The organism is Serratia sp. ASV30 (assembly GCF_016428815.1).
GTDB lineage: Bacteria > Pseudomonadota > Gammaproteobacteria > Enterobacterales > Enterobacteriaceae > Chania > Chania fonticola_C.
The window spans coordinates 40164-57100 of record NZ_JAELTL010000036.1; the positions used below are offsets into that span (position 1 = coordinate 40164).

Consider the following 16937-nt stretch of genomic DNA (forward strand, 5'->3'; position numbering starts at 1 on the left):
CCGCTCCTACTATTTTTCGCGCTTCTAAATAAAGATTAGAGGCTATGGTGGGGCTTTTGGAATACAGCGTCAACTATTTGATTCGTTATGTGATTAACAGCACAAATTCACCGAGCTTTCCGTCAAAAACGCCTCTTATTTACACAGCTTTGGGCTTGAGCATCAGCGCCATTAACGCCTTGGCCGCTGCCGTTAACGGCCTGCTACGATGGTGCACCAACCAGACCTCGGTCATCGCCTCCGGCTCGGCCAAAGGGAGATAGGTCACCCCATCGATCTTCACTCTGCCAAATGACATCGGCAAAATGGAAATCCCTAACCCGGCAGCGACCAGACCGATAATAGTCATCGCTTCCCCCACTTCTTGCGTGATGTAAGGGGCGATACCAGCATTGGCCAGCAAAGCCAGAATTTCGTCGTACAGCGCAGTGCCCACTTCACGGGAAAAGAACACGAAGGGTTCCTGGGCCAAATCGCTGAAACGCAGCGTGCCTGGAGCCTTAAGGGTTAACGGGTGACCATTCGGCACCACGGCAAGCAAGGGCTCGCGTAATAACAGCTGATGTTGCAGCGCATCCGGCAGGCGGGTATTGCGCATCACGCCCAGATCCAGTTCTCCGTTGAGCAGCGGCTCAAGCTGTTGCTTGGTGTTCACCTCGCGCATTTTGATATGCACATCCGGTGATAACTGGCGAAAGGCCCGCAAGCTACGGGAAACCACGCTGATAAAAGGAGCCGAGGAGGTAAAGCCAATCGTCAGCTCACCCAGTTCGCCACGCTCCAGGCGGGCTGCCTTCTCTGCAGCCCGGTTGACCTGGGCAAGCACCTGATAGGCTTCTTTCAAGAACATCTCACCCGCCTGGGTCAGGCTGACGTTACGGTTATTGCGCGCCAGCAAACGCGCACCCACCATATCCTCCAGTGCTTGGATCTGTTGGCTTAGGGGCGGCTGGGAAATCCGTAGCCGCTCCGCCGCCCGGCCAAAATGCAGCTCTTCGGCGACGGCGACAAAGTAACGCAAATGTCTGAGTTCGATATTCATACTTTAAACATCTTAATTAGGATGATTAATATATTAGACAAAAAACTGGCCGCTCCCTATGATTTTGTGACTCAAGACGTATTTTTTATCTCCCGAACCCGGTAAGGAACCGCTGTGACAACCGCTTCGCGTTCTGCGGCCAGTATGCCAAAAACGCTGCCTGCCCCTGACAGTGCCCCAACAACCAAACGCACCACGTTGAATAAACTCCCCTACATCGAACGCGGTACACCGCAGTTTATGCGCGTGACCTTGGCGCTGTTCTCTGCCGGGCTGGCTACCTTTGCGTTGCTGTACTGTGTGCAACCGATCTTGCCGGTGCTTTCGCAAGATTTTGGCATCTCCCCAGCCGAGAGCAGCCTTTCCCTCTCCTTTTCCACTGGGCTGTTGGCCATCGGTCTGATGTTTACCGGCCCGCTGTCCGATGCTATCGGCCGCAAGTCGGTGATGGTGGTGGCCCTGCTGTTGGCGGCGATCTGTACGCTGATCTGTGCCTTTATGACCAGTTGGCACGGCATCTTGCTGATGCGGGCGCTGATTGGGCTTTCGCTGAGCGGGGTTGCGGCAGTCGGTATGACCTACCTGAGCGAAGAGATCCACCCCAGCTTCGTGGCCTTTTCTATGGGCCTCTATATCAGCGGCAACTCGATCGGTGGGATGAGTGGCCGCCTGGTAACCGGGGTGCTCACCGATTTCTTTTCCTGGCGGATCTCGCTGGCGGTGATTGGGGTGTTTGCCCTGGCAGCAGCCTGCATGTTCTGGCGCATTCTGCCAGCGTCCAAGCACTTCCGCGCCAGTTCATTGCGGCCTAGAACGTTGCTGATTAACTTTAAGCTACATTGGCACGACAAGGGGCTGCCGCTGCTGTTTGCCGAAGGTTTCCTGCTGATGGGCAGCTTTGTGACGATGTTCAACTACATTGGCTACCGCCTGCTGAGCGATCCTTATCATCTTAGCCAGGCCATTGTGGGCCTGTTGTCAGTGGTGTATCTCACCGGTTCATACAGTTCACCCAAAGCGGGTGCCCTGACCTCCAAATTTGGCCGCGGCCCGGTGCTGCTGGCGTCCATTATCATTATGCTGATCGGAATACTGATCACCGCCCTGGCCCCTGTCACAGTGATCTTTATTGGCATGATGCTGTTCACCGCCGGTTTCTTTGCCGCCCACTCGGTTGCCAGCAGTTGGATTGGCCGCCGCGCACGCCGCGCCAAAGGCCAGGCTTCTTCGCTCTATCTGTTCTGTTATTACGTTGGTTCCAGCGTTGCCGGGACGTTGGGCGGCGTGTTCTGGCATAACTTTGGCTGGAGCGGCGTAGTCGCTTTTATCAGCGTGATGCTGTTGCTGGCCCTGCTGGTTGGCCATTACCTGAAGAAATTGCCGGAAGCTGCGCGTAGCTAGCCTCCAGACCCCTTCCGCTCTGGGAGGGGTCACATTACCTCCCTGCTTAGCTTGGTTCACTCGTGGTTAATGATGCTGATGTGGCTGAAGTTGCCACCTTGGTTACACTGCCCTACAATGGATGTTGTAACTAAAATGCGAGGTAATGATGGATAAGTACAGCCTGATCGGCAGAATGAATGCGCGTTTTAGCGAGCTGGAACAGGCGCTGGCGCAACTCCACCAGCAAATCCAGCCGTTGAGGTTGCTGGCAGCAAGGGTGTTCAGCCTGCCAGAAATTGAAAAAGGTAAGGAGCATACCGCTATCGAACAGATCAGCGTTGAGCAGCATGTAGGCCAGGCTGCACGTGACCTTGCCCTGGAACACTACCAACGGCTGTTTATCCACCACAACCGCCAGCATATCAGCAGCAAGGCGGCGGTAAGATTACCCGGTGTCATTTGCCTTGAGACCGAACGAGCCGAGTATCTGGCGCTACAACAGCAGATCGCCCTAATCAACCGGCTTAAGGCAGAACTGGAACATATCATTACCGTGGAATCTGGCCTGGCACCTGAGCAACGCTTTGAGTTTGTGCATACCCACCTGCATGGTTTGATCACCCTCAGCGCCTATCGCTCCATTACCCTGCTCACCAACCCGGACTCGGTGCGTTTTGGCTGGGCCAACAAGCACATCATCAAGAAGGTGAAGCGCGATGATATCTTGGTGCAGTTGGAGAAAAGCCTGAAAGCCGGGCGCGCCGTTCCGCCCTTCAACCGCGAACAATGGGCGGAACTGGTCAGCCGTGAGATAGATGACGTCAGCCGCCTGCCGCAGAACGCGACGCTAAAAATAAAACGGCCAGTGAAAGTGCAACCCATAGCGCGCGTATGGTATCAACCGCAGCAAAAGCAGGTGCAACACCCCTGCCCGCTACCGCTGATAGCCTTGTGCCAACCAGAGATGGGTGCACAGGTGCCAAAGATCGGTGAACTGCTCAATTACGACGTGGCAGCGGTAAAACACAAATATAAGCCGGAGGCTAAACCCTTGCGCCTGCTGGTAAAACGCCTGCATCTGTATACCGATATTGAGGGATAATTAACGGACGTAAATCGGTTTATCAGGGTATTTGGTTGAACGGGCACAGTATGTGTGCCCCTGCACGTCAAATCGAGCTGCGAAAGTAATTACTCGTCGTTAAGCTTGTAAACACGCAGCCGATGACCATCGGGATCGGCGGCAACAAAGGTGTAGCCGAAGTCCAGCTCGACCGGAGATTGCACGATAGTTAATCCTTTATCCCGCCACTGTTGATAGAGCGCATCGACCTGTTGCGGTTGTTCGCACATAAAACAGATCTCTGTACCGCCACCGGTCGCCGTTGCAGCAGGCTCTACGGTATGTTTTGACCACATGCCCAGCTTGAAACCATTACTCAAGATAAATAAGGCAAAGGTGGGAGACTGCTCGACAGGTTCGGCTCCCAACAACTGGCGATAAAATTCGGCGCTTTTTGCTGGGCTATCGACATAAATCATGGTCATGCTTGGGGTAGTCATTACGTTATCCTCTGGATGGGAACCGGCTGGCTCCTGATAACGTCACTCTAGTGCACCCTACTGTCAGTTTATGGCAGTAGGGTCATTGGGCAATGCCCTCACTTTCCCGCCACAGCTTCATCAATGCCCGGCGGCCACGCGGGTAACGTAGCTCCAACAGCGTTAAGCGGCCAATACGGTCAAGGCGGAAATGGCGTATCGAGCCACGCAATTCGCACCAGGCCATCAGGATCTGCACCTGTTCAAAGTAGCCCATGGCAAACGGCCACAAGATACGCTCGCTGCCATTACCGGCATAATCCCGATACTCCACCTTGATTTTACGCTCTAAACGGATGGCTTCACGGATCGTCACCAGGGTCTCATCCGCCACATAGGCAGTAGGCACCGGGCCGATCAGCAGCGTATTGGCATCCAGCTCTTCACGCAGTTCCGCAGGCAACACGGCGGCAATTTTTGCCAACGCATTGGTCGCCGCCCCGGCAAGTTGGCTATCACCCCGGCGTTCCACCCAGCGCATCCCCAGAACCAGCGCCTCGATCTCAGTTTGCGAGAACATCAGCGGCGGTAGCATAAATCCCGGCCGTAATACATAACCGATCCCCACTTCACCAACAATATCCGCCCCCTGCTGCTGCAAGGTGGCGATATCACGGTATAACGTGCGCATGCTGATCCCCAGTTCTTCGGCCAGGGAATGCCCGGCGACCGGGTAACGATGGCGGCGCAGGATCTGCATCAGATCGAGCAGGCGTTGAGTGCGGGACATGGGTTACTCTCGTTGCAGCAGTTGTTGAATAAAGTCGGCAAAGGCACGGGCCTTGGCCGAGATGAAGTGCCCACTGGGAAACACCGCCCAAAGCGCCAACGGTGGTAACTGCCATTGCGGCAAGACGGCAACCACCTTGCCCTCACGCAATTCACTACGAAACAGCCCTTCACAGGCTACCGTCGCACCAAAACCAGCCACCACCATTTCACGTAAGCATTCGGTAGCACTCACGCGCACCCGGCCCTGCAATCGGACCTGTTGCTGTTGTTGTTCATGGGTGAACAGCCACTCCTCAGCGCCACCAGCACGGTGATGGATCACCATATCATGCTGTAGCAACTCCCGGGGCATTTGGGGCATCCCTGCTCTGGCAAAATACGCCGGGGCCCCGATAACGCGTTGCGTTGCTGAACCCAATTTGCGGGCGGTAAAAGCAGAATCGGGTAAATCACCAACACGCAAAGCGATATCGATCCCCTCGGCGATCAATCCCAACTCGCCCTCATCAAGCAGCAGATCCATTGCCAACTCCGGGTTGTCGTGTAGAAACTGGCTCAAGTCCGGCAGTTCAATCAGGCGGGAAAACACCGCAGACGAAGCGACCCGCAACCGACCGGTTAATACCTCGGCCACGCCTGACACGGCCGATTCGGTTTCTGCGACTTCATGCAAGATGTGTTTGGCCCGCAGATAGAGCTGTTGCCCAGCTTCCGTTGGCCGTAAACCGTGAGTGGAGCGGAGCAGCAAGCGCGTATTCAGCTGTTGTTCCAACCGGACAATCGCCTTGGATACCGCCGGTTGACCAACGTTAAGCCGCCGGGCCGCAACGGAAAACGATCCCGCCTCAAACACGCTGATATAGGTGGCGTAGTCGCCTAGCTTGTCCATTCTGCCATTCCCCGTTGGAATAACCATTAGTAATCACCGCACTCTACCCCCATACAACGACAATAGGCAAACTGGTTGCTGTCCATTCGTTATCTTAAGGAACAACATGAAACTTCAGGATCAGCTCGACGCATTCAAGGCCGCTTTTGAAGCAGGCCAACTGCCCTTCAAGCTTGCGCCCTCGGATCATGAACTCTTGCGTCAGGGTATCGACGAGCTTATCAGTACAGAAATGGCCAACAACGCCTTGTCGGTCGGTGATCGCGCCCCTGAGTTTACTTTGCCGGATACCCAGGGTAACCCAGTCTCTTCCCAGCAATTGCTGGCACAAGGGCCGCTGGTCGTCAGTTTCTATCGGGGAGGATGGTGCCCATACTGCAATATCGACCTCCAGGCACTGCAGGCCGTTCTGCCCGAGTTGCGTGACCGTGCCAACCTGGTGGCCATCTCGCCACAGTTGCCGGTTAACGGCCAGCAAATGCAGCAAGCGCATGGCTTAACGTTTCCTTTACTGACGGATAGCGGCAATAGCCTGGCAGCACAGTTTGGTTTACGTTTCTCGTTGACGGATGATCTTGTCGAGCTGTACATCAACAGCTTGGGTATCGACCTGACCAAGCTTAACGACGAAAGTGGTTGGACATTGCCGATGCCTGCCCGCTTCGTTATCGCGCCTGGCGGTGACATCATTTATGCAGAAGTTAACCCGGATTATACCCAGCGTGCGGATCCGTGGGCGTTGGTTTCATTGCTGAAGGGGTGAGCCGCATTGCCAGGCGCTATCACAGCGCCTGGCCTTTGGCGTTATTTCCTCATGCTGCCGACCATCTCCTCTGGCCGCACCCATTCGTCAAACTGCTGCTCGGTCAGATAGCCCAACTTCAGCGCCGAGGCTTTCAGCGTCAATCCTTCCTTGTGGGCCTTTTTGGCGATTTCCGCCGCCTTGTCATAACCGATATGGGTATTCAAGGCGGTAACCAACATCAGCGACTCGTTAAGCAACTGGCCGATGCGTTCGCGGTTTGGTTCAATCCCCACCGCACAGTGCTCATTGAAGCCGCTCATCCCATCTGCCAGCAAACGAATAGATTGCAGATAGTTGTGAATAACCATCGGGCGGAATACGTTCAGCTCAAAGTTACCGGACGCGCCGCCAATATTCACCGCCACGTCGTTGCCCATCACCTGCGCACAGAGCATGGTCATGGCTTCACACTGCGTTGGGTTGACCTTCCCCGGCATGATTGAGCTGCCCGGTTCGTTTTCTGGGATAGAAATTTCACCGATGCCGCAGCGTGGGCCAGAGGCCAGCCAGCGCACATCGTTGGCGATCTTCATCAACGAGGCGGCCAATCCCTTCAAGGCACCGTGGCCATGCACCAACGCATCGCAGGTTGCCAGGGCTTCGAACTTGTTCGGCGCGGTGACAAAAGGCTGCCCGGTCAGTTCTGCCAGCGCCTTCGCCACACGCACCGCGTATTCGGGATGAGTATTCAGCCCAGTCCCTACAGCCGTGCCGCCCAAGGCCAACTCACTGAGATGCGGGATGCTGGCTTCGATATGTTTGAGGTTATATTCCAACATCGCCGCCCAGCCGGAGATTTCCTGGCCCAGCGTCAGTGGCGTAGCATCTTGTAGATGGGTGCGACCGATTTTAACGATATCGTGGAAAGCTTCCGCCTTGGCATGCAGCGTGCGGTGCAGCGCCTTCAGCTCAGGGATCAGATGCTCACGTACCGCGATCACCGCTGCCACATGCATTGCGGTAGGGAAAACGTCGTTGGAACTCTGGCTTTTGTTGACGTCGTCGTTGGGATGCACTCGCCGCGCTTCACCGCGTTCGCCCCCCAGCAACTCGCTGGCACGGTTGGCCAGCACTTCGTTCATGTTCATGTTGGTCTGGGTGCCGGAACCGGTTTGCCAGATCGACAATGGGAATTCATTGGGGTGCCTATCCGCCAGCACTTCATCGGCAGCCTGGATAATCGCCTTGCCCCGCTCTGCTGGCAGCAACCCCAGATCCATATTGACGCTGGCTGCCGCACGCTTGGTCATCGCCAACGCATGGATCAGCGCCGGGGGCATTTTTTCTGACGAGATACGGAAATGTTCCAACGAACGCTGAGTCTGCGCGCCCCATAGTTGGTCGGCGGGTACTTCGATGGGGCCCATTGAGTCTTTTTCAATCCGAACGCCTGCCATCACTGTCTCCTTAGCACAATTCCTAAAATGAAGGGGAAATGCCAACGAGTGACAACCCGTTGGCGAGCCACCTCAGTATAGACAGATAATAACTATTCGCATTAACGTCCAGAGCAAAGAGCATTTTTAGCCATCTTGGCTTGCATGCGCCTGCGCCACATTGTTTACTTAGCGCAATTTTCTTGAGAAAGCAGGGATACGATCATGCAAAAAATGACAAATGCCATCCAAAACTACGCCTGGGGCAGCGTTGATGCGTTAACCAAGCTATATGGCATTGCCAACCCGACAGGCAAGCCAATGGCGGAACTGTGGATGGGTGCCCACCCTAAAAGCAGCTCACAGGTCGCCGATCAGGCGGGGAACCTGCGCTCTCTGCGTGAGGTGATTGATACCGACCAGCCGAAACAGCTGGGTGCCGAAGTGGCACAACGCTTTGGTGAATTGCCGTTCCTGTTTAAGGTGCTGTGTGCCGACCAGCCGCTCTCCATCCAGGTCCACCCGAGCAAGAGTGCCGCAGAGGTGGGCTTTGCCAAAGAAAATGCCGCTGGTATTCCGTTTGATGCCGCTGAGCGCAACTATAAGGATCCGAATCACAAGCCGGAGCTGGTGTTTGCCCTGACGCCGTTCCTGGCAATGAATGGCTTTCGCGAACTGGACGATATCGTTGCGCTGTTACACCCTCTTTCTGGCGCACATCACGATATCGCCGCCTTCCTGCAGCAGCCGGATACCGCCCATCTGGCGACCCTGTTTGCCAGCCTGCTGGGAATGAGCGGTGAGCAAAAAACGCTGGCGCTTGGCGTGCTGAAGGCCGCCTTGAACAACCAGCAGGGTGAGCCTTGGGACACTATCCGCTTTATCGCTCGTTTCTATGCCGACGACAGCGGCCTGTTCTCTCCGCTGCTGTTGAACGTGGTCAAACTGGCACCAGGTGAAGCCATGTTCCTGTATGCCGAGACCCCACATGCCTATCTGAACGGCGTCGCGCTGGAAGTGATGGCAAACTCGGATAACGTGCTACGCGCGGGTCTGACACCAAAATTCATCGATATTTCTGAACTGTTGGCCAACCTGCAGTTCCGTCCGCAACCGGCATCTGGCCTGCTGACTCAGCCAGAGCAACGTGGCAAAGAGCTTTTCTTCCCGATCCCCGTTGAGGACTTTGCCTTCTCGTTACACGATCTCGATGCCACACCGCAGCCACTGGCGCAAAACAGCGCGGCGATCGTGTTCTGCGTAGAAGGTGAAGCAGCGCTGGAGAAACAGGGCCAGCAGGTCATCTTGCAGCCAGGTGAATCCTGCTTTATTGCTGCCTTCGAATCCCCGGTTAACGTCACCGGGAGCGGCCGTATCGCCCGCGTTTATAATCAGTTGTCCTAATTGACGGTAAAATATAGGTAAATAAGTTGCTAAGATGATTAGTTTACCTACACAATAAAACGCCTTCGGGCGTTTTTTTGCAGGCCCAATTGGTTGCCCTGCCCTCTACCGGCTTAACAAAGGAATAACAGAACTATGAAAAAATCGTTAGTCGCTGTCAGCGTCATTGTAGTGCTCGGCGCAGCATGGACTGGAGCCTCTTGGTACACCGGCAAGCTTATCGAGCAACGGATGGGGGAAATGGTCGACACCGCCAATAGCCAGCTGAAAAGCATACTGCCGAAGGCTGGGGTCAAGATGAGTTATGAAAACTACCAACGCGGGATTTTCAGCAGCCAAGCCCGTTTTGTGCTGCGTGCCGATGGTAGCATCACCACCGACGATGCCCTGCTGAAGTCCGGCGAAGAAGTGGCCTTCATTGAAACCGTCGATCACGGCCCATTCCCGCTGGCCCAGTTGAAAAAATTCAACCTGATCCCAAGCATGGCTTCGGTCCATACCGAGCTGGAAAACACGCCAAAAGTCAAAACCCTGTTTGAAATCACCAAAGGTAAGTCGCTGTTCAGCGCCGATTCACGCATTGCCTACAGCGGCGATGTCGCCAGCTCTATCGATGTGATCCCGGTGGAGTACCAGAAAGACAAGTCCTCACTGAAATTCAGCGGTGCAAAAATTGACGCGGATGTCGGCAAGGATATGCAAACCGCTGTCCTGGATGCCAGCAGTGACAGCCTGGTGATCAGCGGCCCAAATCAGTCCGGCCAGAACGAACAGATGACGATGCAAGGGCTGACGCTCAAAAGCAACACCCACCTGGGCCAGTACAGTCTGAGCCTGGGTGAGCAAGCGCTGGGCATGAAACAACTGACCGTGGCTGTCGACGGTAAAGACGCAGTGACGATGGAAGGCTTCAACCTGGCCAGCCAGTTCGGCGAGAAAGGCAACAGCCTCGCAGGCCAGCTGGATTACACCATGGCGGCGTTGAAAATTCAGGGTACCGATTTTGGTGCAGGAAAACTGCTGCTGAAAATCGACAACCTGGACGGTAAAGGGCTGAAAGAGTTTGCCGATCGTTACAATCAGCAGGCCATGGCCTTGCTGCAGCAAGCCGAAACGTTGTCGCCAGAAGCCTACCAGCAGCAAACGGCTGAGATGCTGGTGCAAAACCTGCCACTGTTGCTGAAAGGCAACCCAACCATCAGCATCGCACCGCTGAGCTGGAAAAACACCAAGGGTGAAAGCGCCTTTACCCTTAACCTCGACCTGCTGGATCCCGCACAGGCTGGCGCTGCTGCCGAATCCCCGGATCAGCAGCTTGCCCGTTCGGTCAAGAAAATCGACGCGCAGTTGACTATTCCGGTCGCTATGGCGCAGGAAACCATGGCTCAGGCGGCACAGCTGCAAGGTGCCAGTGCGCAACAAGCACAGCAGCAGGCCGAACAGCAGGTGAAAAGCCTGGCAGCGATGGGCGAGATGTTCAAGATCACCACGCTGAAAGATAACGTGATTGGCAGCAGCTTCAAGTATGCCGATAACCAGATTGAGCTGAACGGCAGCAAAATGTCGCTGCAGGAGTTCGTGGGTATGTTCGGGATGCTGGGCGGCGGTTCCGCACCAGAAGAAGATAGTGCTCCAGAGCCCGATCAGCAGGATGCCGCTCCGGCACCAGAGCAACCCACTCTGCAAGGGCAATAAAAACCTTCTGGGGTCAGGTGATATCTGGCCCCTTTTTTATTAACCATAAACCGCATCGCGGATCTGCACGGGATATAAACCGTTCATTCCCTCAATCGCAGTGTTGGTCAATGCCACCACGCTCAACTCTGCGACCGGATCGTAAAACCAGCTGTGCCCATACACGCCGCCCCACTGCATAGTGCCATTATGCTGCGGCGTTGCTGCCAATGCGGCATCCACCAGCACCGCGCCACCAAAACCAAACCCCCAACCCGGCCCCTGAATTTCTTCCTGTGCTCCGACATGGGATTGACGCATCAATGCGGCGGTTTCTGGCTGCAAAACTCCGTCGCCACCATTACGCAGCGTCTCCACCAGGCGCAACACATCATCAGCATCACCAACCATCCCCGCACCAGCCGAAGGATAAGCGTGGCGGTCAAGCGCTCGCGAAGGCGAAAACTCCACGTCAAAACCAAACTCCTCAGGAAGCCTCAGCAGAAAACCGTCATACATCGCTGCCGGTTGCGGTTCAGCGTTGTAATAGGCCGTTGCCAGCTTATCGGCGTTCAACGTATAAAAACCGGTATTCCACAGCCCTAGCGGTTGGCCAATCCAACGCTCGAATAGCTGTGGCAAAGGCATACCAGCCACCTGCTCTAGTACCGCACCCAATACGTCAATTGCCAATGAGTAACTGAATTCGCTACCCGGCTCTGCCTGCAACGGCGCCTGCGCCAGCCGATGGAGATTTTGCTCCAGCGTTAACGAGGATATCTCCATGCCGTCGTGGATCCCCAACCGCTGGTAGATCCCGCCCTCTGGCTGCTTGAAACGGTAATCCAACCCGGCAGTGTGGGTTAACAGGTGGCGAATAGCGATCGCTGGCCGTCGTCCATCGGACAACGCCGGAGTAAACCACGGTAGCCAACGGCTAACGACATCATCCAGACTTAGCAGTTGCTGCTCTATCATGCGCATCGCTGCCAGCGTGATGTAGGGTTTAGAGACCGAAGATAACCGGAATTGGCTATTACGCTGCATGAGTTTCCGCTGCTCGCGATCGGCATAGCCGCTGGCACCTGCGTAAATCACCGTCCCCTGTTGAGCCACCAGCACCACGCTACCCACGATCCGCCCTTCGGCGATCGCCTGCTGATTGACTGCCTCTATCCGTTGTGTCAATGCCTGAGCCATAACTGTGATCCTCTTAAGGTAATCAGGCCAGTCTACGGTTTTGATCATTAAATTAAATAGGCTAAAATTTAATGAATCATTAAGTTGGGATTATCGATAGATGAGCTCACTGCTGCAATTACTGCCGTTTTTCGACGCCGTTGCCAAATTGGGCAGTTTTACCCAGGCGGCCAATCATCTTGGCGTCACACCGCCTGCGGTTTCACAAAATGTCCGCGCGCTAGAGGCCCTTCTGGGAGTACGCCTGTTCAATCGCACCAGCCGTTCAGTCAGGTTAAGCGATGAAGGGCTGGCATTTTATGAACAAATCGCTCCCGCTATGGGCCAGATTGAGGTCGCGGCAGAAAATGCCAGCAGTCAACGTGGTGAGCCAAGCGGCTTATTACGTATTACCTTGCCGCAGTTGGCCGCGTCGATGCTGGTCATGCCCTATCTGCCGGAGTTCCATGCGCGCTATCCTGAACTTAAGCTGGAGCTGTTTACCGACGATCGTTTTGCCGATCTGGTGCTGGATAATTTTGATGCGGGCATCCGCATGCAGCGCATGTTGCAAAAAGACATGGTGGCCGTCCCTATCGACCAAGGCCAACAACATGTGATCGTGGCTTCTCCGGGCTATCTGGCACAACACGGTCAGCCCGAAACGCCACAGGAGTTACAGCAGCATGACTGCATGCGCTACCGCTTTCCCGGCAGTGGCAAACTGGAACCCTGGTATTTCAGCAACGGGACTGAGCAGTTGACGCTGGAGGTCAACGGGCGGCTGATCTTCAATGAAAACCAGCTGCTTAAAGACGCGGCGATAGCGGGATTAGGGCTCACTCAACGCTTTCGAGCTGCCGTACACCAAGAGTTGCAGAGCGGACAACTGCGAGAGGTTCTGCAGGATTTTAGCAACGTCGCGCCGGGGTTCTTTATCTACTTTCCAGCGGGCCGCCATATGCCGCTCAAGCTGCGCGCCTTTATCGATTTTATGCGGGAAAAACGCGAGCGGCAGATCAAGCCGATCCGCGCTTGAGCTTCTGGGTATTGAACGCCTCGGAGGCTGCGAAAACCGGGCCAAAGTCTTTCATTTTTTTGTTTTCAGCGTGGCTTCAGAATGCGGTTCACTCATGACATTGCTGACTAAGTATCCAGTCTGAAATAGCCCTTAGTGAACCCGGCGAGTAAGCATGCTGCCCGGACAACAGAAATCCACCTTGCTTCCACCAAGGCCACTGCGAGGATAGCTGGTAGTCAAACCATTCGCTCCGCAAAAGCCCATGGGTAGCATCAGCGATCAGTCTGATGCAGCGAGGTGTTTTGGCCGGGAGTTCTTCGCTCCAGACAGCGGTCGTTTCGTGAGGATCGACATTGCGATCATCCGCCCCCATCAGGATCATTACCGGCGTTTGCATCGCTGAAATATCTTTCCTTGCATCGGCCTGTGAGTTTCGACGCTCAAAGTCCTGCCGGGTACAACGAGAAATACAGGGAGATGCGGCTTCCTCCTGCGTAAACTGACTGTCAAAAGCGGCAGCTTCGTGTGCTTGCGCCTTAACGATATTTTCAGCTGACAGGCCCTCAGATTGCAGACGTTGCCCCGTATAATAAATCCCCTGAGCTCGCCAATTTATCGCCGCGCCCACCAGAATAACAAAGTCGGTTTTTACCCGTTGGCTGGCCTTTGGCACGACCCAACCCGCCTGAGAAAAGCCAAGAAAGCCTATATTACTGTGCTTAAACTCCGGCTCCTGTTTCAGTTTTATCAGAGCCGATGCCGCTTCATCTGCGCGGTCCGGCAGGGTTTGTGCCAGCCAGTTACCACTACTTGCCCCAACGCCGGGTTTATCCCATGAATAAACCGCGATCCCCTGAGCAACCAGGTACTTCACCAACGGAATATAGCCGCCTTCAGACCAACGATCTTGAGCGCCATCACCATGTACCAGCAGGATAAGCGGTGGCGATATCTTCCCAGGAGGAAGGATTAATGTACCTTCCAGAACGTCCTGATGATGCTCAAATCTGATAGTTCGTTGGTGATCATCATCGGAAAGTTCAAATTCAGATAACCGAATCAGCGAAAAAACGATCAGGAAGCTCACCATGCAGCAACCAAATATCCCATATCTGTTCACAGCAGCTCCCAAATTAAATCTCATATCGTGTCGGTTATATCAAAAATTTCGCTTTAATTTAATCGGCATCAGAGCAAGGCTGTTTAGAGACACCTGAGAATTTATAATATTGGAACAACGGCAAGATTAGAGATTTAGCTACGGATCAGGCCGATCCGCGCTTGATCAGCTCTGGGGACAGGATCACATTCTGCGGCGCCAATGAATCATCGCCAATACGTTGCAACAACCGCAGGGCAGCACTGCGTCCAACCTCACGAGCCGAGCTGGAGATAAAGGTCAGCGGGGGTTCAGTCAGTTCGGCCTCCGGCACATCGCCAAAACCGATCAGCGCCACCTGTTGACCATAAAAGCTGTCCATCCCTTCCGAGCCAATACTACGGCCACTGCGCACGATACCAAAATAGGCACCCAACGCCACCGAGGCCTTATGGCACACCAACGCACTGATATTGGGATGCTGACGCAACAGATTTTCGGCAGCTTCAGCCGCCGCCCGTTGATGACAATCGCATTCGACGATCCATTCTGAGCGGAATGGCAGGCCGTATTGCACCAGGGTGGCACAGAATCCCCCCAGACGTTCGGCGCGCGTGAGCGAATCGCTTTGTCCACCAAGGTAGGCAATCTGGCTATGCCCCCGTTTGATCAGAAATTCGGTGGCCATTTTCGCGGCCTGCATATTATCGGGCCGCACCACGTCTACACCTTCCAGCCCATTGGAGCGCGCGGCACACACCAGCGGCACCCCCTGAGCTTCGGCTTTCTCTTTCAGCCCTTTCGCGGTACGTACCCCACCCGCCAACACCATGCCGTCAACGCCATGCTCCAGAAGCATATCAAAACAGCGCATCAGCCCTTTGCCTTCGCGCCCGCTTTGGGTCAGAAACAGCACTTTGCCATTGGCTTCCAGTACCTCACTCACCCCGGCGGTCATCTCGGCATAAAACGGTTCGCAGATATCACGCAGGATCAGCCCTACCACCCCCGATTCGCCACCGCGCAGCGTAGCGGCCTGGCGGTTACGCACATAGCCAAGCTGCTCGATCGCCTGATTCACACGGGTCATGGTGGTGGGTGAAATACGCCCTTTACCGCTCAGCACCAGAGAAACGGTGGTCACGGATACGCCTGCCAACTGTGCGACGTCAGTGATAGTGATCTTTTTGATGGTAATAACCTCTGCAATGCCCTATCAGGGCGAGTTTCACCCTGATAGCAAATGGTATACCGAATCTCTCAATGCAGTAAAACGATTTACCCACATAAGCATTGTCACCGCAAAGCACCGTTCATAATTGTGATTAGGGACGCATTTTTACTAGGTAAAACGTTTTATCTTATTTTTACCTAATCGGGTACACACAACATTGCATGCTTTTTCGCCAGGAGTCGTCGGTTATGCCAGCGTCTAAAAAACAAAAAATTACGCTTTGGGAGTTTTTCCAAAGCCTGGGCAAGACATTTATGCTGCCCGTCGCACTGCTTTCATTCTGCGGCATCATGCTGGGGATCGGTAGCTCACTAAGCAGCCGTGACGTGATCACGTTGCTGCCTTTCATTGGTCATCCGGCTTTCCAACTGCTGTTCACCTGGATGAGCAAGATCGGCTCCTTTGCTTTCAGCTTCCTACCGGTGATGTTCGCCATTGCCATTCCTTTGGGCATGGCGCGTGAGAACAAAGGCGTGGCCGCCTTCTCTGGGTTTGTCGGCTTTGCCGTGCTGAACCTGGCGACCAACTTCTACCTGACCACGTCAGGCGTGCTGCCTACCGTCGATCCGCTGGTGCTGAAAGCCAATAACATCCAGAATATCCTGGGCATTCAGTCTATCGATACCGGTATCCTCGGCGCGGTGATCGTCGGGATCATCGTTTATCTGCTGCACGAGCGTTTCAACACCATCCGCCTGCCGGATGCGCTGGCCTTCTTCGGCGGTACTCGTTTTGTCCCAATCGTCACCACCGTGGTACTGGGCCTGTGCGGTCTGATTATCCCGCTGATCTGGCCTTGGTTCGCTGCCGGTATTAACGGGTTGGGCCGTATGATTAACGGTGCAGGCATGTTTGGACCGATGATTTTCGGCTCCGGCGAACGTCTGCTGCTGCCATTCGGGCTGCACCACATTCTGGTAGCTCTGATCCGCTTTACCGAAGCGGGCGGTACGCTGGACGTTTGTGGCCGTGAAGTCAGCGGTGCATTGACCATCTTCCAGGCGCAGCTCTCTTGCCCAACCACCCACGGCTTTGCCGAAAGCGCTACCCGCTTCCTGTCCCAGGGTAAAATGCCTGCCTTCCTAGGCGGCCTGCCGGGTGCGGCGTTAGCCATGTACCACTGTGCCAAGCCGGAGAACCGCCACAAGATCAAAGGGCTGCTGATTTCCGGTGTAGTGGCATGTGTCGTCGGCGGTACCACCGAGCCGATCGAATTCCTGTTCCTGTTTGTGGCGCCGTTCCTGTACCTGATCCACGCGATCCTGACCGGTCTGGGCTTCACCGTGATGGCCTTGCTGGGTGTCACTATCGGTAACACCGACGGCAACATTATCGACTTCGTGGTGTTTGGCATCCTGCACGGCACCGCAACCAAGTGGTATCTGGTGCCGTTGGTAGCCGCCATCTGGTTCGTTGCCTACTATGCGATCTTCCGCTTCGCCATCCAGCGCTGGAACATTAAAACGCCGGGCCGTGAGACGGAAACCACCGCTACAC

The 16937-nt window shown here is 54.9% G+C and carries 15 protein-coding genes; 7 read left to right on the top strand and 8 right to left on the bottom strand.

What is annotated here, in order from left to right; genetic code table 11:
* Positions 1-139: 139 nt before the first annotated feature.
* Positions 140-1042 (bottom strand): LysR family transcriptional regulator, encoded by a 903-nt coding sequence (locus tag JHD74_RS16370; protein ID WP_199063097.1) that lies wholly within the window; start codon positions 1040-1042, stop codon positions 140-142.
* Positions 1043-1186: 144 nt separating this feature from the next.
* Between JHD74_RS16370 and JHD74_RS16375 the strand changes: the two genes are divergently transcribed.
* Positions 1187-2443, top strand: a complete 1257-nt coding sequence (locus JHD74_RS16375) for an MFS transporter (protein ID WP_178380943.1) — start codon at positions 1187-1189, stop codon at positions 2441-2443.
* 148 nt (positions 2444-2591) lie between these two features.
* The gene (gene tus / locus JHD74_RS16380) at positions 2592-3527 is read left to right on the top strand and encodes a DNA replication terminus site-binding protein (RefSeq protein ID WP_074031432.1); all 936 of its coding nucleotides are present in this window, start codon (positions 2592-2594) and stop codon (positions 3525-3527) included.
* Positions 3528-3616: 89 nt separating this feature from the next.
* On the opposite strand, the gene JHD74_RS16385 is transcribed toward tus, so the two are convergent.
* The 3 genes from JHD74_RS16385 to JHD74_RS16395 all read right to left on the bottom strand — a co-directional run bounded on the left by JHD74_RS16385 (position 3617) and on the right by JHD74_RS16395 (position 5648).
* Positions 3617-3988 carry a VOC family protein gene (locus JHD74_RS16385; RefSeq protein ID WP_024530508.1) on the bottom strand — a complete coding sequence of 124 codons (372 nt, stop codon included), beginning with the start codon at positions 3986-3988 and terminating at the stop codon, positions 3617-3619.
* A gap of 82 nt (positions 3989-4070) precedes the next feature.
* Complete coding sequence (locus JHD74_RS16390) at positions 4071-4757, bottom strand: YafY family protein (RefSeq protein ID WP_024530509.1); 687 nt, start codon at positions 4755-4757, stop codon at positions 4071-4073.
* A 3-nt stretch (positions 4758-4760) separates the two neighbouring features.
* Positions 4761-5648: a LysR family transcriptional regulator gene (locus JHD74_RS16395; RefSeq protein ID WP_024530510.1), complete on the bottom strand. Its 888-nt coding sequence runs from the start codon at positions 5646-5648 to the stop codon at positions 4761-4763.
* Positions 5649-5754: 106 nt separating this feature from the next.
* Here JHD74_RS16395 and JHD74_RS16400 point away from each other — a divergent pair, with 106 nt between their 5' ends.
* Complete coding sequence (locus tag JHD74_RS16400) at positions 5755-6411, top strand: peroxiredoxin-like family protein (protein ID WP_199063098.1); 657 nt, start codon at positions 5755-5757, stop codon at positions 6409-6411.
* A gap of 41 nt (positions 6412-6452) precedes the next feature.
* Here the strand turns inward: JHD74_RS16400 and fumC are convergent, their stop codons facing one another.
* Complete coding sequence (fumC, locus tag JHD74_RS16405; protein ID WP_024530512.1) at positions 6453-7850, bottom strand: class II fumarate hydratase; 1398 nt, start codon at positions 7848-7850, stop codon at positions 6453-6455.
* Between the two features lie 204 nt (positions 7851-8054).
* On the opposite strand from fumC, the gene manA reads away from it, so the two are divergent.
* Together manA and JHD74_RS16415 are read left to right on the top strand one after the other, a co-directional pair.
* Entirely contained in the window at positions 8055-9233 is a 1179-nt protein-coding gene (manA, locus tag JHD74_RS16410) for a mannose-6-phosphate isomerase (RefSeq protein WP_199063099.1), read from the top strand.
* Between the two features lie 135 nt (positions 9234-9368).
* Positions 9369-10928: a YdgA family protein gene (locus JHD74_RS16415; protein WP_074031420.1), complete on the top strand. Its 1560-nt coding sequence runs from the start codon at positions 9369-9371 to the stop codon at positions 10926-10928.
* 39 nt (positions 10929-10967) lie between these two features.
* Here the strand turns inward: JHD74_RS16415 and JHD74_RS16420 are convergent, their stop codons facing one another.
* On the bottom strand, positions 10968-12107 hold the full coding sequence (locus JHD74_RS16420; RefSeq protein WP_233169564.1) for a serine hydrolase: 1140 nt from the start codon (positions 12105-12107) through the stop codon (positions 10968-10970).
* A gap of 100 nt (positions 12108-12207) precedes the next feature.
* On the opposite strand from JHD74_RS16420, the gene JHD74_RS16425 reads away from it, so the two are divergent.
* Entirely contained in the window at positions 12208-13125 is a 918-nt protein-coding gene (locus tag JHD74_RS16425) for a LysR family transcriptional regulator (protein WP_074031419.1), read from the top strand.
* An 88-nt stretch (positions 13126-13213) separates the two neighbouring features.
* On the opposite strand, the gene JHD74_RS16430 is transcribed toward JHD74_RS16425, so the two are convergent.
* The gene (locus tag JHD74_RS16430) at positions 13214-14227 is read right to left on the bottom strand and encodes an alpha/beta hydrolase family protein (protein WP_370592659.1); all 1014 of its coding nucleotides are present in this window, start codon (positions 14225-14227) and stop codon (positions 13214-13216) included.
* 145 nt (positions 14228-14372) lie between these two features.
* Entirely contained in the window at positions 14373-15404 is a 1032-nt protein-coding gene (locus JHD74_RS16435; RefSeq protein WP_024530517.1) for a Mal regulon transcriptional regulator MalI, read from the bottom strand.
* A 224-nt stretch (positions 15405-15628) separates the two neighbouring features.
* On the opposite strand from JHD74_RS16435, the gene malX reads away from it, so the two are divergent.
* Positions 15629-16937, top strand: a 1309-nt coding sequence (gene malX / locus JHD74_RS16440) for a maltose/glucose-specific PTS transporter subunit IIBC (protein ID WP_199063100.1), incomplete at its 3' end; no start/stop codon positions are given.

Excerpts from the sequence above, each read along its gene's own strand:
- JHD74_RS16420 (WP_233169564.1), bottom strand. The coding sequence starts at position 12,107 with ATGGCTCAGGCATTGACACAACGGATAGAGGCAGTCAATCAGCAGGCG.
- JHD74_RS16390 (WP_024530509.1), bottom strand. The coding sequence starts at position 4,757 with ATGTCCCGCACTCAACGCCTGCTCGATCTGATGCAGATCCTGCGCCGC.
- JHD74_RS16395 (WP_024530510.1), bottom strand. The coding sequence starts at position 5,648 with ATGGACAAGCTAGGCGACTACGCCACCTATATCAGCGTGTTTGAGGCG.
- tus (WP_074031432.1), top strand. The coding sequence starts at position 2,592 with ATGGATAAGTACAGCCTGATCGGCAGAATGAATGCGCGTTTTAGCGAG.
- JHD74_RS16415 (WP_074031420.1), top strand. The coding sequence starts at position 9,369 with ATGAAAAAATCGTTAGTCGCTGTCAGCGTCATTGTAGTGCTCGGCGCA.
- JHD74_RS16370 (WP_199063097.1), bottom strand. The coding sequence starts at position 1,042 with ATGAATATCGAACTCAGACATTTGCGTTACTTTGTCGCCGTCGCCGAA.
- JHD74_RS16425 (WP_074031419.1), top strand. The coding sequence starts at position 12,208 with ATGAGCTCACTGCTGCAATTACTGCCGTTTTTCGACGCCGTTGCCAAA.
- manA (WP_199063099.1), top strand. The coding sequence starts at position 8,055 with ATGCAAAAAATGACAAATGCCATCCAAAACTACGCCTGGGGCAGCGTT.
- JHD74_RS16385 (WP_024530508.1), bottom strand. The coding sequence starts at position 3,988 with ATGACTACCCCAAGCATGACCATGATTTATGTCGATAGCCCAGCAAAA.
- fumC (WP_024530512.1), bottom strand. The coding sequence starts at position 7,850 with ATGGCAGGCGTTCGGATTGAAAAAGACTCAATGGGCCCCATCGAAGTA.
- JHD74_RS16375 (WP_178380943.1), top strand. The coding sequence starts at position 1,187 with ATGCCAAAAACGCTGCCTGCCCCTGACAGTGCCCCAACAACCAAACGC.
- JHD74_RS16400 (WP_199063098.1), top strand. The coding sequence starts at position 5,755 with ATGAAACTTCAGGATCAGCTCGACGCATTCAAGGCCGCTTTTGAAGCA.